Genomic DNA, 15266 nt, shown 5'->3' with positions numbered 1-15266 from the left:
CGTCCTGGCACTGACGGGCTTTACACCCGGCGATTGGCGCCGGTCGATCCCGTCGTCGCCCACCCCTGCTAAAACCTCCGGGACGCCACCGGTCAACTGGATTCAAGACGCACCCTTGGCACTCCCCTAGCGTGCGTGAGGCGAGCTGCGTCCACCGAGGGCGGCAGCGCACATCACATATCGTCTCTTCACGGGGTCATCCATGCGCCACGCATTCCTGGCAAGCATTCTCGTCATCACCGCGGGTATCAGCAAGGCTGACGATATCGACAGGCTTCTCGCCGCCAATCGCAAGGCAATGGGCGCCGATACCTGGTCCGGCAAGGAAACACTGGATAGCCAGTTTTCGTATGCGGGCCAGGGTCTCACTGGCACGATGTCGTCCGTCATCGATCTTCAGCGATGTGCGTTCGTCGATCGTTACCACATAGGCCCGAGTAGCGGCGCCACCGGTTTCGACGGCCAGAAAGCCTGGGAAAAGGAGACTTCGGGCATCGCGACCGAACAGGCCGGAGGCGACGTACGGCAGCTGGCCGTCAACGAGGCCTATCGCGGATGCAACCTTTGGTGGCATGGTGATCGAGCCGGCGCACGGATTCAGAACAACGGTCGAAAGACGGAAGGCAGGAAAACGTTCGATGTACTCACTGTCACGCCACGGGATGGCAAGCCCTTCGACGCATGGTTCGACACGGTGACGCATCGCCTGGCGCGAACCGTGGAGATCCAAAGTATCCAGGTCATCACGACATCGTACGCGGATTACACCGATGTGGATGGTGTTCCCATCGCGCATACGATCGTCGTGGATGATGGTAGCGGCGCCGCCAACCGCCAGACGATGACCCTGACAACCGCGCGGTTCGAACCGACGCGGTCGGCCGCCTATTACGCCTTGCCGATCACGGCGATGAACGACTATGCGCTAACGGGTGACAAGGGCGAAACGACGGTTCCGTTTCAACTGGTCAACAACCATATCTATGTCGACGCATCGGTCAATGGAAGCAAACCGATGACGTTTATCGTCGACACGGGAGGCCACGATATTCTCACGCCGGCGACCGCTCAGGTGCTCGGCGTCCACGCACAGGGTAGCCAGACCGCCGGAGGCGCCGGCAACGACGTCTCGCAAAGCGGACTTGCGAAAGTGGATTCCATCTCTGTCGGCGGGGCCACGCTCAACCACCAGGTCGTTACCGTATTGAAGTTCTCCAACGCGGCGGAAGGTATCGACGAACAGGGAATGATTGGCTACGAATTCCTCGCACGCTTCGTTACCCGCATTGACTATGGGAAAAAGCAGATCACCTTCATCGACAAGAAGCACTTCAACCCCGCGACGGCCGGCACGCCAGTACGCTTTCGTTTCTACCATCAGTTTCCCGAGGTCCTCGGAACGTACGACGGTATTCCGGATCGTTTTGGCATAGATACCGGTGCTCGCACTGCCCTATCGCTGAACCGCGCTTTCGCCGAGAAGCACCGTCTACGCGATCGCGAGCCTTCGGGGGCCGAAGCGCTCACCGGATGGGGCGTCGGCGGTCCATCACGGGGCTTCGTATTTCATGGAAAGGACCTGGAGCTCGACGGCTTCACGATACCCGCTCCCCTTGCCGAGTTCAGCCTGGACAAGGGAGGCGCAGGAGGTATGGAGGCATTTCCGAGCAACGTCGGTGGTGGTGTGCTGAAGCGCTTCGTTGTCACCTTCGACTACGATCACCAGCTCATGTACCTCAAGCCTATCCCGGGCCCGATCGAAGATCTGGATACATTCGACCGGTCCGGCATGTGGGTCAACGATAATGGGAAGGGCTTCGAAATCGTGGATGTAGGTCCCGGCACGCCGGCTGCGGCCGCTGGCCTCCGGGCGGGCGATATCGTCACGGAGGTCAACGGTGAACCGATTCAATCCATCAAGCTGTACGATTTTCGCAAGATGCTTCGCAATCAGTCGCCAGGCACAAAAGTCCAGCTGAGGTTCCTCCGGAAAAATGCCGTCAACCAAGTGCAGCTTACGTTGCGAGACTTGATCTAAGGCTTCAACGCGGTCTTTCCATCGCTTCGACTACAAACATCCACCCGCCCCGTTAACCTAGCGCTTTCGTGAGAAGGAAGTCCGCACGATCTGCAACGCTAGCGCGAGGCAACACGATGGGTGCGTATCCTGCGCTCACATAGGCGGATCGCACCCTCTCATAGTCGCGCAGGGCTTTTTCGAAACTATGCCGACGATCTTCGTCGTTCTCATAGATTTCGGGCCAGGGTGGCGCGAGAACGACGAGATCGTATCGATAACTCGCAATCTCCTGCGCCGGGCGTTCGTCGCCGGACGCCGTCATCGCGACCGCCGCATCCACGATACCTCGATCAAAGAAGGTGAGCCCCCGCGCCTCCTTATGATCCGCTATCGACATCGCCAGGGTGCGGCGCGCGAACGCCTGCGCGTTTGCCAGGGGCAAGGCATTCCCATCTCTACGTTTGTCCTCTGCCAGGATGCACCGGGCAGGTTCTTCGACAACACCCTGTCCCCGACGCGCAAGTTCAGCGATGAGGGTCGACTTGCCGCCTCCTGAACATCCCGAGATGATCACAAACACAAGACCCGCCTCATTTCACACCTTGGTCGTCGTAGGGATTTTGCCTCACGATGCTTCAGTCGACACATGGTGCGTTCAATGTAGTCTGGACAGGCCCGTGCCATCGTGCGCCGCAACAAGGGCTTACATCGATAGACGGTGCCTCTTGCCATTATTGAATCAATCAATTTTCTCTACGGTGATACGTTACTTATGATCCTGGGGAAGTGCCCTAGCCACGTCCCTCCGGCGATCGATCATTCGTCCCGGCCAAACCAGTGAGGAGTAGCGCGAATGTCGAACGAATCGAAATGCCCGATCAACCACACCGCCGGCGGCGGTACGACGAATACCGACTGGTGGCCGAAACGACTCCGCGTCGACCTGCTCAACCAGCACTCGTCCCGGTCCAATCCCCTGGACCCTGCGTTCAACTACGCCAAGGCGTTCAAGAAGCTCGACCTCGAGGCGGTTAAGAAGGACCTCAAGGCCCTGATGACCGACTCGCAGGACTGGTGGCCGGCCGACTTCGGCCACTACGGCGGTCTTTTCATCCGCATGGCTTGGCACAGCGCCGGCACGTACCGCACCGGCGACGGTCGCGGAGGCGGCGGTCGCGGACAGCAGCGTTTCGCGCCCCTGAACAGCTGGCCCGATAACGTCAGCCTCGACAAGGCGCGCCGCCTGCTCTGGCCGATCAAGCAGAAGTACGGTCAAAGCCTCTCCTGGGCCGACCTGATCATCCTCACCGGCAACGTCGCGCTGGAATCCATGGGCTTCAAGACCTTCGGCTTCGCCGGCGGCCGTGAAGACACCTGGGAACCGGACCAGGACGTCTACTGGGGTACCGAGACCGTATGGCTGGGCGGCGACGACCGCTACGGCAAGGGCGGCGCCAAGGGCGAGGACGAAGGCAAGCTGGTCGCCGATCCCGAGATCCACGGCAAGGAGAAGGACCGCACCGACGCCCAGGGCCGCAACCTGGAAAACCCGCTCGCCGCCGTGCAGATGGGTCTGATCTACGTGAACCCGGAAGGCCCCGAAGGCAATCCCGACCCGCTCGCCTCGGCGCACGATATCCGTGAGACCTTCGCGCGCATGGCGATGAACGACGAAGAGACCGTCGCGCTGATCGCCGGCGGCCACACCTTCGGCAAGACCCATGGCGCCGGCCCGGCCGACAACGTCGCCGCCGAACCCGAGGGTGGCGACCTGGAACAGCAGGGCCTGGGCTGGAAGAGCAGCTTCCACAGCGGCGTCGGCAAGGACGCGATCACCAGCGGCCTCGAGGTCACCTGGACGCAGACGCCGACGAAGTGGAGCTACTACTTCTTCGAAAATCTGTTCAAGTACGAGTGGGAACTCACCAAGAGCCCGGCCGGCGCACACCAGTGGGTGGCGAAGGACGCAGCAGAAGACGTGCCCGACGCGTTCGACAAGACGAAGAAGCATCGCCCCACGATGCTCACGAGCAACCTGGCGCTGCGCTTCGATCCGGCATACGAGAAAATCTCCCGCCACTTCTACGAAAACCCGCTTGCCTTCCACGACGCCTTCGCCCGCGCCTGGTTCAAGCTGACCCACCGCGACATGGGCCCGCGTGCGCGCTACCTCGGTCCGGACGTGCCGACCGAAGAGCTGATCTGGCAGGACCCGATCCCCAAGGTCGACCATGCCCTGGTGGACGATGCCGACGTGAAGGCGCTCAAGGAGCAGATCCTGGCGACGGGCCTGAGCGTGTCCGAGCTGGTCTCCACCGCGTGGGCCTCGGCCTCCACCTTCCGTGGCGGCGACAAGCGTGGCGGCGCCAACGGCGCGCGCATCCGCCTTGCCCCGCAGAAGGATTGGGCCGTGAATCGCCCCGAGCAGCTGCGCAAGGTGCTCGATGCACTGGAAGGCGTGCGCAAGTCGTTCAATGAGTCGAAGACCGACGGCAAGAAGGTGTCCCTGGCCGACCTGATCGTGCTTGGCGGTAGCGTCGGTATCGAGAAGGCGGCGAAGGACGCGGGTCACCACGTGAGCGTGCCGTTCGCGGCTGGTCGCACCGATGCCTCACAGGAGCAGACCGATGTCGAGTCGTTCGCTCCGCTGGAGCCGATCGCCGATGGCTTCCGCAACTACCTCAAGGGACGCTACAGCATCCCGGGCGAAGCGCTGCTGATCGACAAGGCGCAGTTGCTCACCCTGACCGCGCCGGAAATGACGGTGCTGGTCGGTGGCCTGCGCGTGCTGGGAGCCAATGCCGACGGCAGCGACCTGGGCGTCTTCACCGACCGTCCGGGCAAGCTGACCAACGACTTCTTCCGCCATCTGCTCGACATGCGCACGGAGTGGAAGGGCACGTCACCGAGCCGCGAAACCTTCGAAGGCAAGGAGCGTGGCACCGGCAAGCACAAGTGGAACGGCAGCCGCGTCGACCTGGTGTTCGGATCGAACTCGATCCTTCGTGCGCTGAGCGAGGTTTATGGCAGCTCGGACGGTGAAGGCAAGTTCATCCATGACTTCGTCGCGGCCTGGACGAAGGTGATGAACCTCGATCGTTTCGATCTGCACGGCTAAGCGTGTTGTTGAAAAGCCACCCCGGCTTATGGTCGGGGTGGCTTTTTTTGTTTATACGCCCCTACTACACCTGTAGGAGCGCGCTTGCGCGCGATGGGTGCTGCCGATACCTCGCATCGCGCGCAAGCGCGCTCCTACAACAGCGGGCCGTCCCAACCTTCGAGGTACTTCGGAAGGTTGTCCTGGATATCGGTCAGGCGCTGGCGATAGAACAGGTGCATGGTCGGCGCCCAGTGTTCCTGGATGCTGCCGTCCGTGGCTCTGGCGACCATGGCATTGGGCACCACGCGCATGCCGAGGCGATTCGTCCCGAACACGACCTCGCCACAGTTTTCGCAGAAGGTCTTGGTCATGTCCTTTTCGGGGTGCTTGAACGAACGCGTCGCACCGCTGTCGATCCGTACGTTATCGGCCTGCCAGGCCGTCGCCGAGAAAAGCGGCACGCCGTAGAAATCCCGGCACGACGAACAGTGGCAGTTCGCGCGGGCGGAAGGTTCGCCATGCAGTTCGATGGAAACCTTTCCGCACAGGCATGTGGTACGAAATAACATGGCGATTCCGGACACGTGATCGATGGACGCGCAGTGTACGCCGGCCCTGTCGTTCCTGTGCAGCTGAGAAGACGATAGGCGGGGTGCCGCTACCTCCAGCTCGTCGTTCCTGTGAAAACAGGAACCCAGCGCCCCGGTTCACCAGCACCGCGAGAACGTCGCATCGGCCTTTGCGTAGGAGGACTCGACGCGATAACCGATTGCCCCGCGCTGGGTTCCAGCGTGCGCTGGAACGACGGTTCGCCAGCTCGTCGTTCCTGTGAAAACAGGAACCCAGCGCCTCAGTTCACCAGCACCGCGGGGGCGTCGCATCGGCTTTTGCGTAGGAGGTCGCGACGCGATAACAGATCGCCCCGCGCTGGGTTCCAGCGTTCGCTGGAACGACGGAACTTAAGGTCATCGCGCTAAGGAACCTACGTTTTTCAGAAAGCCTTCGACATTCACCGCGTTCGCCATGGCCTTGTTCCCTTCGTCGCCGGGATGGAGATGGTCTCCCGAATCATAGATATCGCGAAGATGGTCGGGATGGCTAGGATCGCGAAGCAACGCATCGAAGTCGATCACGGCATCGAACAAATCACTTTTGCGGATCCATTCATTCAACCGCTTTCGCAGTGCATCCTTGTCCGCGTCGTAGTAGTCGGCCATCGGTGTACCGGGTAGCGCGCCTTCGAAAGGCGTGAGCGTGGCGCCGGTCACGCGGATACCGTGAAGATGCGCTTGCGCGACCAGTTGGCGGTAGCCAGCTTGCAGTGCTTCCAGCGTCGGCCGACGCTCCCCTCGCGCGAAGATCGTGCCGGGCCATGCGATGTCGTTGATGCCGATCATCACGACGAGGTCGCGCACACCCGGCTGAGCGAACACGTCGCGATCGAGGCGGGCAAGCGCGTTGACGCCCATCCCATCGCTGAGCAAGCGGCCGCCGGAAATGCCCGCGTTGACGACAGCGATCCCGCGCGGCGCAAAACGCGCAGCCAAAAAATCCGGCCAGCGACGATCCTTGTCGAGACTGGCGCTCGCGCCGTCCGTGATGGAGTCGCCCAGTACCACTACGGCTCTTGGCGTACTGATCGTCTCGACCTGGATACCCGAGAGCAACGGGCGGGCCGTCGTTTCCGTCGCGTCATGCAGCCCGGATGCCGCGACCTGGTCGCCCTGGGCGATCCATGCCGTCTGCTTGCCATCCCAATGGAAGCCCGTCACCGGCGTCGCCTCCGGTAGATAGACGCTGACTGCGACTTGCGACAACGCCGGCAACGTGAGCGCGATGGGATTGCTGACCAGGGAGGCGCCGGGCGGAAGGCTCGTCTCGGCGCTTCCGCCAAACGTGACGACGCGAAGACTATCGGCCACCACGGCACCCTTCGCCCCCGGTATCGCGACGGTCGCCTTGCCGACGCGCACCGGCTGTCCGCCGTACGTGTTCGACAGCACGATTCGCAGACGCGTCCCGCCGAGACTCACACGCGCCACCTGACGAATCGTCCGGTTGTCGAGGCTACCCGGAAGATACGTGGGAAACGGAAACTCCGTGCCCCACACCGGCTGCGGACTGGCCTGCCACGTCGCCACCCACGCGGGCCCGGCCGCCATCGCAGGCGCGGTGAAGAACAGGGCCAGGGTGGACAAACGGGAAAGGACGTGCTTGCTCATATCCAAGGGCTCATGACCGATCTTCCACCCATCATGGGTTCATGGCTCACTTTCAACTAGACTGGCCGAAGGCACAGCATTTGTGAAATGAATTCACCAAGGAGCAACGCGTGGCGCGTCTGGAAGTCAATCGATCGGGCGAGCTGGAAGTGTTCGTGCGGGTCATCGAGCTCGGTGGCTTTTCCGCCGCCGCCCGGGCCTTCGGCATGACGCCCTCGGCGGTCAGCAAGCTCGTCGCGCGCATGGAGCAGCGTCTGGGCGCACGGCTGGTGAACCGTTCGACCCGGCAACTCCAGCTGACCCCCGAAGGCTGCGCGCTTTACGAACGCGGTGTCCGCATCCTCGCGGACCTGGACGACGCCGAGCGTGGCGCAGGCGACCAAGCGACTCCGCAGGGACGCCTGCGCATCAATGCCAACGTCCCCTTCGGCCATCATTTCCTGCTACCCCTGGTGCCAGAGTTCCTGGAGCGCCATCCCGGCGTAAGCCTGGATATCGTGCTCACCGACGAAGTGGTGGACATCCTCGAACAACGCGCCGACGTGGCCGTGCGCGCGGGACCGCTCAAGGATTCGAGCCTCGTGGCCCGTCGACTCGGCAGCACGCGGATGATGATCGTCGGCTCACCGCACTATCTCCACCGCCACGGTGTCCCCGACACGCCTGCGGCACTGCTCGCGCACAATCGCCTCGGCTTCAACTACACACGGTCGCGTTCGGGCTGGCCGCTGCGATATCGCGGTGAGGACACCACCCTGCCGCCGGAAGGAAACGCGCAGGCCAGCGACGGCGAAGCGCTGCGACGACTCGCCCTGGCCGGCCTGGGTCTCGCCCGCCTGGCCGCGTTCCAGGTGCGCGACGACATCGCCGCCGGTCGCTTGATCGCCGTGCTGGAAGACTGCAACCCCGGCGATCTCGAGGAAGTGCACGCCGTCTACATCGGCCAGGGTGGATACGTCCCGCCACGCGTGCGTGTCTTCCTCGATTTCCTCGCCGAGCGGGTCGATATCGGCTAGAAGCTCAGGGCGCCAACCTGGCAGGCGTCGCGGCCGTCGACGCCGGAGCCTACTGCCAACCACCACCCAGCGCCAGGAACAACCGTACGCGGGATTCGGACACGCTGGATTCTGCATCGGTCAATGCGGCTTCGGCGGCCACGCGCGAACGTTCCGCGTCCAGCGCGCTGAGGTAAGGCGTGCGCCCATTTCTATAAAGCTCGCGCGCCTGCGCGGAGGCGGTCGTCGCCTCGTCGAAGGCCTGGCGCAACGTGTCCTCGCGGTCCAGCGCATGCGTATACGTGCTGAGCGCCGTCTGCGTTTCCTTCAACGCCTGCAGGACGGTCTCGTCTAAGTTCGCCAGCGCGACATCCGCGCCATCGCGCGCCAGCTGCACGCGCAGCTTCGACGAATGATCCGGAATGGACCAGCTGATCAAAGGCCCCAGCGACCAGTAATGTGCTGGCGCCTTGGCGTAGTCGTCCATCAGGCCATTGGTGCCCAGGCCCGCGCCGAGGCTGACCGTCGGATACATATCGCCGATCGCGACGCCGATGCGCGCCGTCGCGGCGGCGAGACGACGTTCGGCGGCGCGGATGTCCGGCCGCCGACGCAGCAAGGCCATGCCGTCGCCGACCGGAATCGGCTTGTCGATCGTGGGCGCGCGATGGCAGGACTTCGCGGCATCGGGGATATCGCCCGGTGTATGACCCAACAACGCGGCAAGCGCGTACTCCGCCGAATCGCGACGCTTGCGCAGCGGCGGCAATGCCGCTCGCGCGAGATCCACCTGGGTTGCAGCACGCGTCACATCGAGCTTGTTGCCCAGGCCTGCAGCGAACATGCGCTGTGCGACGTTGGCCGCCCCCTCCTGGATACCGACCGTACGCTCGGCGACATCGATATCATGCGACGCGTCGCACATCCCGATGTAGCTCTCGGCGGTTCGCGCCGCCACGGTGATACGAACAAGGTCGCGCGCAGCCTTCACGGCTTCGGCGTCGGCTGAGGCGGCTTCCGCCCCCCGCCGCAGCTTGCCGAACAGGTCGAACTCGTAAGACGCCTGCACACCGCCGACCGCGAGGTTGTATACGGGCAGCTTCTCGGTGTGCAGCAGCGATTCCGCCGAGATCTGCGCACGACTCACGCTGGCCGAGGCCTCGGATGAAAACCCGCCCTCGTCGTCTGCGATATCCAGCGCGGTATACGCCCGACGCAGGTTCGCATCGGCGGCACGCAGGGCGATGTTGGCCGACAGCGCCTGGCTTACGAGGCCATCGAGCACAGGATCGTCGTACAGCTTCCACCAGTCGTCGCGTGCCGTATGGGAACCATCCACGGCGCTCGCGTCCGTATCGACGAACGCGCCATTGGCGCGCGAGTCGTTGACCATGGCTTCGTCCGGCAGTTTGTAATCCGGACCGACGCTCGCACAACCGGCCAGCATGGCCGTCATCGCACCCACCAGGCAGGCAAGGCGATTCATGAACGCGACGCCGTCTTCGTGCTGTCGGTGCGGATGGTGACGGTCGCCGTGCGGCCCGCGATCAGCAGCAGGTCGTCGGACGCATGGTCGATGCTGATCCGTACCGGGATGCGCTGGGCGAGACGTACCCAGTTAAACGTGGGATTGATGTCGGGTAATTCGTGCGGACCGGCCGCGCGCTCGCGATCCGCGATGCCGGCGGCGACGCTCTGCACCGTACCGTGCAGATCGTCCGGCTCGCCCATCACGTGAATGGTCACCGACTGTCCCGGTTTGACGCCATGCAGACGCGTTTCCTCGAAGTAGCCATCCACATGAAACGAATGGGCATCGACCATCGCGAATGGTGCATGCCCCGCGGTCATGTAGTCACCCACGCGCACCACGCGATCATTCAGGATGCCATCGACGGGTGCCTTCACCACGGTGCGTTCGAGATCCAGCCGGGCGCTGTCCGCCGCCGCTTCGTCGGCATGCAGACGTGCTTCGCCCGCCGCGAGTTTCGCGGTGACCTGCTCTGCCGCCTCACGCGCGACGAGGTCGCTCAGCTCGCGATTGCGCGCCGCCTCGCGACGCAGTTGATCCACCACCGCGCGCTGCTCTTCCACCGCGGCATCCGCGCGACGCACGGCCAGTTCGAAGCGAGCACGGTCGACGACGAACAGCGGCTCGCCCTGCTTTACGTGCTGGTTGTCGTGCACGTAGACCTCGGAGACCCAGCCGGACACGTCCGGCGCCACCTGGACGACATCCGCACGGATATGCGCGTCACGCGTCCACGGCACGTCGTCGTAGCGGCGCCACATGTGCCACCCCGCGACCAGCGCCACGGCGACAACCATGCCGGTCACGGCCATCGGACCGGTCTTGCGAAGGAAACGGCTCATCGCGGCGCTCCCGAGGTGTACGCCATCACGCCGGTAAGGGCGAGCACATAGACCGCGAAATTGAATAGCGCCGGATGCCAGACCCATGCGTAGAAGCGGGTCTTGCCAAGGACGAAACGGACGCCGGTCTTGAGCACGTAGGCCAGGCCCATCAGGGCCAGGAGCGTGGGCAAGTAGACGCCGTGCAGGCTGAACTCACCGTAGATTGAGGTGTTCACTGGGGGATGACGGTCAGGGGTTGGTCGGAGGGAACGGGGGATTTGGGCGCCGCCGGCGGCAGCGCCAGCAACGCGAGTCGGTAACGCAGGAGGGTGGAAGCCACGCCGGGCGCATCGTCCAAGACGGCCCGCATGCCATCGTCGATCGCGGCCAGCAGCTCGCGCGGAGGCAGGAGCGCGGCGTGTTCGTCGATGCAGTCGTCGAAGTACGTCGCGCTCGCATCGAGCACACGATCCACCGCAGCGGTCATGCGCGGATGGGCGGTGACGCGATGGCGCAGTTCGATCAACGCCACGCAGACACGCAGGTCACGCAGCGCATCGAGATTCAACGGTCCAGCGCCGGAGAGCAACGCAAGTCGCGGCAGCCATTGGGCGGTGCGGTCGATCATCGCGGACAGCGCCGCGCGCGACGCTGGGGAGCGATCACGCCTGGCGAGCCGGCGCTGGTCGCGCCAGTTGGCGCGGGCCAGGCGACGCGCCGCGATCTCCACGCCGAAGGGGCGCGCGACGGCGCTCCATGCCACGGCGAAGATCAGGCCCAGGATGATGCCCAGGCTGGAATTCGCGAACACCTCGAAGTCGGCGGCAGAACTGTTGCGCAAGACCATGTCGCTGATGCTCTGCGAGGTCAGCAACAGCACGCCCATGTTGAACGAGGGTCGCCCCGTATACAGGCCGACGACGATCAGCGGCGGCGCCAGCGCCAACGCCACACCAGTGAACGTGGTGACCTGCGGCAGGATGTAGAACACATACACCAGGGCCACGGCGACGCTGATCGCCTCCCACAACAGGAACCGCCCGACCAGCGGCGCAGGCGTGTCGGAGGCCGCGAAGAAGGCGGTGGCGACCGCCACCATGACCACGCCACCACCGCCACCCGGCCAACCGCTGTAGAGCCATGCCCAGCCGGCGAGCACGAAGGCCATCGCGGGTGCGATGGCGGCATGTGCCATCAGCACATGGTCGTAATGGCGACGGCCATCGGGCATCACGGCGCGATAGGCCAGTGGTGTCGGCGCATGCTCGGGTCGCCCGAAGGCGATGCGCAGGGCCGCGCAGTCCTGCCAGAGGTCGACAACATCACCGAAGCGATCCACCGCATTGGCGAGCGCCAGTGTCTCCAGCGTCGGCGTACCCAACCCAGCACGTAGATCGGCGATGGCGAGGCGCAGACGATCGCCCTGCTCCGGCGTGGCATCGGCGCCCTCGCCGACCCAGGCCAGCACCTCGTCGAGGACGGCACGGCAACGTCGTGCGTCGTCACACTCGGGCATCGCGCGGATGGCATCGCCCAGCGACGCGACCTGGGGTACCAGCATCGTCATGCGGAAACGGATCTGCCGCGCCTCCTCCGTCTGCGCCTTGCGCGACGCATCGTAGGCGAGATGGGTGATGAGGCCGTCGAGCGCGGTGATGTCGCTGAGCAGGCGAAGGGTCGGTCGACCGCGGCGCTTCGGATCGGCCAGTCGCCATGCCACCCAGTGGGCCGCGTCGTTCATCAACGTGGCGAGGCGTTCGCCGAACACGGGCGAGACGCGGCTCGGAAACAGCACCGTGCTCACCACGCTCGCGCAGACGATGCCCAGGAGGATCTCCTCCGAACGCGCCACGGCCAGATCGAACACGTTACCCGGCGCCAGGATCGAGGGCACGGCGATCATTGGCGTGGTGTACGAGGCGAGCAGGAAGATGTACGTGCTCGGTTTGTTGTCGAGCAGCGCAAGGTAAAGCGCCACTGCGCTCCAGATACCCACCGCGAGCACCAGCATCATCGGGCTGGACGCGAAGGTCGGTACGATCGCCAGCGCCATCGCCGCGCCGATCAACGTGCCCATGGCCCGATACGCGGCCTTCGACCGCGTGGCGCCAGTCAGCGGATGCGACACGATGTACACCGTCGCGAACGACCAGTACGGGTTCGGCAGGGAAATCAGCAGCGCGATATAGAACGCGAGCACGGCCGCGAGGAAGGCCTTCCCCGAATAAAGCCAGTCGGATGCCGTCGGCAGGTTCATGGATCAGCTTTCTGGGTCGTCGCGCTCGCCGCCGACCACGTCCATCAGGGCTTGCAGGACGCGGACGGCCGCCTTGATGTCGTCCGGGGGAAGGCGGTCGAACACCTCGCGGCGCACGGCAATCAGCCGCGCCTCGAGCAGGTCGGCCATCTCCTGGCCGCGTTCCGTGAGCCAGAGGGTCTTCGCACGGCGGTCGCCGGGGTCGTTCTCGCGCACCACCAGGCCCAGCTCCACCAGCTTGTCCAGTGTGCGGACCAGGGTCGGGCCGACGACACCGACTTGCTCGGCCAGGGTCACCTGGTTGATGCCGCCCTTCGAGCGGCTGATGAAGATCAGCGGCACCACGGTGGCGGAAGTGACATCCAGGTCGCCCAGGCGCATGTCGACCAGACGCATCCAGCGCCGGCTCGTCGCCGGCACCAGGGTGGTCAACTGCATGTAGAGCTTGTCCCGGGGGTGCATGGCGAAAATGATAGAAGACTACTAATTGCCATGGCAAGCAAAAATTTCCAAATGGTAATTCGCCCCCTGCGCTGGAATGGCCAATCGCGATGGATTCGATCATGACCAGGGAGAGGCGCCGCGATATCACAGTGGCCCCCACCCATGAGATCCACCGATGTCGCTGCAAACGGACGCCACCTTCTTCCGCCTCCTGACGGACAGCTACGAACGCCTGCTGGGTACGTCCCTGGTGCCGGCCGGACTGGGCGTCGTACGGGGCGCCCGGTGGTTGTACGAATCGGCTCCCTTCGGCCTGCTCGCCCACGACACCACGGCCGACCCGGTCTTCATGTACGGCAACAAGCGAGTGCAGGCGATCTTCGGTTACGACTGGGACACCCTCACCGCCCTGCCTTCGCGCTTCTCCGCCGAAGCGCCGGAACGGTCCGAGCGCCAGGCCTTTCTCGACCAGGTGAATCGCCATGGCTTCGTCCAGGACTACCGCGGCGTGCGTATCACCCGGGACGGCCGACGTTTCTGGATCGAGAACGTCACGGTGTGGCAGCTGACGGATGCCGATGGCACCTATCGGGGGCAGGCCGCGATGATTCCCCTGGTGGTGGATATTCCAAGTGCTTGAGCCGTGAGCGGCATGGCGTTTCTTGCGCTTTGCGCACGCCCGATGCGACCATGCCGATCACGACGACTTGGATAAATGCCGCGGCAACACCGATGGCGAAAACGAACGAAAGCTTCGATAAGACGGTGCTCACCCCGGCCACCGACCGCTTGCTCTTCCTCATCAAGACGAAGGGACCCATCGCCACGGCCAGCCTGGCGCGCGAACTGGGCATGACGGCGGAAGCCGCCCGCCAGCAGGTACAGAAACTCGTCGGCGCGAACCTGATCGAAGGCCAGCAGGAAGCGCCGACCGGCGCAGGCCGGCCGCGGCAACTGTGGCGACTGACCGAGGCGGGAAACACGCGCTATCCCGACACGCATGCGCAGCTCAGCGTCCAGCTGATCGGCGCGGTGCGCGAGGTTTTCGGCGAGGACGGCCTGAATGAACTCATTGCCCGGCGCGAAGCCAGGATGCGCGCCGACTACCTCGGCGCCTGCGGCGGCGAATCGTTGGAACAGCGCCTGAAACAACTCGCCGTGCTGCGCTCGGACGAGGGCTACATGGCCCACGTGGAGCGCGACGGCAAGGACTGGCTACTCATCGAACAGCACTGTCCCATCTGCGCGGCCGCGCAGGTCTGCCAGGGCTTCTGCCGTAGCGAACTCGAGCTGTTCCGCGCCGTCGTGGGCACCGGCGCCACCGTCACGCGGGAGAAGCACCTGCTGTCGGGGGGTGGGCGTTGTGTCTACCGGATCGCACCGGCCACCGCCTGAGGCTCGTCGATCCGCCCGTCGACGATGGCGCGAAAATCGTCGCAGCGCGTGAAGTCCGCCTGGTCGCAGGTACACGCGTGCTGCAGGCCATCGCGCAATGCGCTCAACTGTCGAATCGTCTCGTCGAGCGCGTCCACCCGTGCCTGGAGCGCCAGCCGTTCGAGCGGCCTGTCGCCCCGCAAGGCGAAGACGGAGCCGATCTCCCGCAACGAAAAACCGGCCATCCGTGCCAGGCCGATCAGGTGCAGGCGCTCCAGCACCTCCGACGCGAACAGGCGTCGCAGACCCGAACGCCCCACCGAGGCGATGAGTCCACGTTGTTCGTAGTAGCGCAACGACGCGACGGGAATACCCGACAGGCGAGCGACGTCGGCGATATCCAGTGTCGTCATGGGCATCCCGGTGGCTCCGAAGACGGAAAAAATATCCAAGCGGTTACTTAGGATATTCCTCGCTCACGCCATTTAGCAAGTTATAA

14 protein-coding genes are annotated in these 15266 nt (G+C 64.3%); 5 read left to right on the top strand and 9 right to left on the bottom strand.

Features of this window, described 5'->3' with window-relative positions:
* Positions 1-202 precede the first annotated feature (202 nt).
* Positions 203-2038, top strand: a complete 1836-nt coding sequence (locus tag GAK28_RS19680; protein ID WP_291783407.1) for an aspartyl protease family protein — start codon at positions 203-205, stop codon at positions 2036-2038.
* A 52-nt stretch (positions 2039-2090) separates the two neighbouring features.
* On the opposite strand, the gene GAK28_RS19675 is transcribed toward GAK28_RS19680, so the two are convergent.
* Complete coding sequence (locus GAK28_RS19675) at positions 2091-2600, bottom strand: AAA family ATPase (protein ID WP_291783404.1); 510 nt, start codon at positions 2598-2600, stop codon at positions 2091-2093.
* Between the two features lie 273 nt (positions 2601-2873).
* On the opposite strand from GAK28_RS19675, the gene katG reads away from it, so the two are divergent.
* A complete protein-coding gene (katG, locus tag GAK28_RS19670) occupies positions 2874-5138 on the top strand; it encodes a catalase/peroxidase HPI (protein ID WP_291783401.1) in 2265 nt (754 codons plus the stop codon).
* Positions 5139-5272: 134 nt separating this feature from the next.
* On the opposite strand, the gene GAK28_RS19665 is transcribed toward katG, so the two are convergent.
* Complete coding sequence (locus GAK28_RS19665) at positions 5273-5689, bottom strand: GFA family protein (RefSeq protein WP_291783398.1); 417 nt, start codon at positions 5687-5689, stop codon at positions 5273-5275.
* Between the two features lie 396 nt (positions 5690-6085).
* On the bottom strand, positions 6086-7342 hold the full coding sequence (locus GAK28_RS19660) for an SGNH/GDSL hydrolase family protein (protein WP_291783395.1): 1257 nt from the start codon (positions 7340-7342) through the stop codon (positions 6086-6088).
* Between the two features lie 110 nt (positions 7343-7452).
* Here GAK28_RS19660 and GAK28_RS19655 point away from each other — a divergent pair, with 110 nt between their 5' ends.
* Positions 7453-8358 carry a LysR family transcriptional regulator gene (locus tag GAK28_RS19655; protein ID WP_291783392.1) on the top strand — a complete coding sequence of 302 codons (906 nt, stop codon included), beginning with the start codon at positions 7453-7455 and terminating at the stop codon, positions 8356-8358.
* Between the two features lie 49 nt (positions 8359-8407).
* Here the strand turns inward: GAK28_RS19655 and GAK28_RS19650 are convergent, their stop codons facing one another.
* Genes GAK28_RS19650 through GAK28_RS19630 form a run of 5 tightly spaced genes read right to left on the bottom strand, consistent with a single transcriptional unit; the run spans position 8408 to position 13387 of the window.
* Positions 8408-9823, bottom strand: coding sequence for a TolC family protein (locus tag GAK28_RS19650; protein WP_291783389.1), 1416 nt, complete (start codon positions 9821-9823; stop codon positions 8408-8410).
* Positions 9820-10710, bottom strand: a complete 891-nt coding sequence (locus GAK28_RS19645; RefSeq protein WP_291783387.1) for an HlyD family secretion protein — start codon at positions 10708-10710, stop codon at positions 9820-9822. Before GAK28_RS19645 ends, GAK28_RS19650 begins: the two co-directional genes overlap by 4 nt.
* Entirely contained in the window at positions 10707-10916 is a 210-nt protein-coding gene (locus GAK28_RS19640; RefSeq protein WP_291783478.1) for a DUF1656 domain-containing protein, read from the bottom strand. The genes GAK28_RS19645 and GAK28_RS19640 overlap by 4 nt, the downstream gene beginning before the upstream one ends.
* An 8-nt stretch (positions 10917-10924) precedes the next feature.
* Positions 10925-12949: an FUSC family protein gene (locus tag GAK28_RS19635; protein WP_291783385.1), complete on the bottom strand. Its 2025-nt coding sequence runs from the start codon at positions 12947-12949 to the stop codon at positions 10925-10927.
* 3 nt (positions 12950-12952) lie between these two features.
* Complete coding sequence (locus tag GAK28_RS19630; protein WP_291783381.1) at positions 12953-13387, bottom strand: MarR family transcriptional regulator; 435 nt, start codon at positions 13385-13387, stop codon at positions 12953-12955.
* 181 nt (positions 13388-13568) lie between these two features.
* On the opposite strand from GAK28_RS19630, the gene GAK28_RS19625 reads away from it, so the two are divergent.
* The gene (locus GAK28_RS19625; RefSeq protein WP_291783378.1) at positions 13569-14033 is read left to right on the top strand and encodes an MEKHLA domain-containing protein; all 465 of its coding nucleotides are present in this window, start codon (positions 13569-13571) and stop codon (positions 14031-14033) included.
* A 92-nt stretch (positions 14034-14125) separates the two neighbouring features.
* A complete protein-coding gene (locus tag GAK28_RS19620) occupies positions 14126-14788 on the top strand; it encodes a metalloregulator ArsR/SmtB family transcription factor (RefSeq protein WP_291783375.1) in 663 nt (220 codons plus the stop codon).
* Here GAK28_RS19620 and GAK28_RS19615 read toward each other — a convergent pair.
* Positions 14761-15180 carry a MerR family transcriptional regulator gene (locus GAK28_RS19615; protein WP_291783372.1) on the bottom strand — a complete coding sequence of 140 codons (420 nt, stop codon included), beginning with the start codon at positions 15178-15180 and terminating at the stop codon, positions 14761-14763. The genes GAK28_RS19620 and GAK28_RS19615 overlap by 28 nt on opposite strands.
* Between the last annotated feature and the right edge of the window lie 86 nt (positions 15181-15266).

The sequence above is a fragment of the Luteibacter sp. genome (genome assembly GCF_009912395.1).
Taxonomy (GTDB): domain Bacteria; phylum Pseudomonadota; class Gammaproteobacteria; order Xanthomonadales; family Rhodanobacteraceae; genus Luteibacter.
Note: the sequence above shows the minus strand (reverse complement) of the source record. Positions and strands in the feature narration are given on the sequence as shown.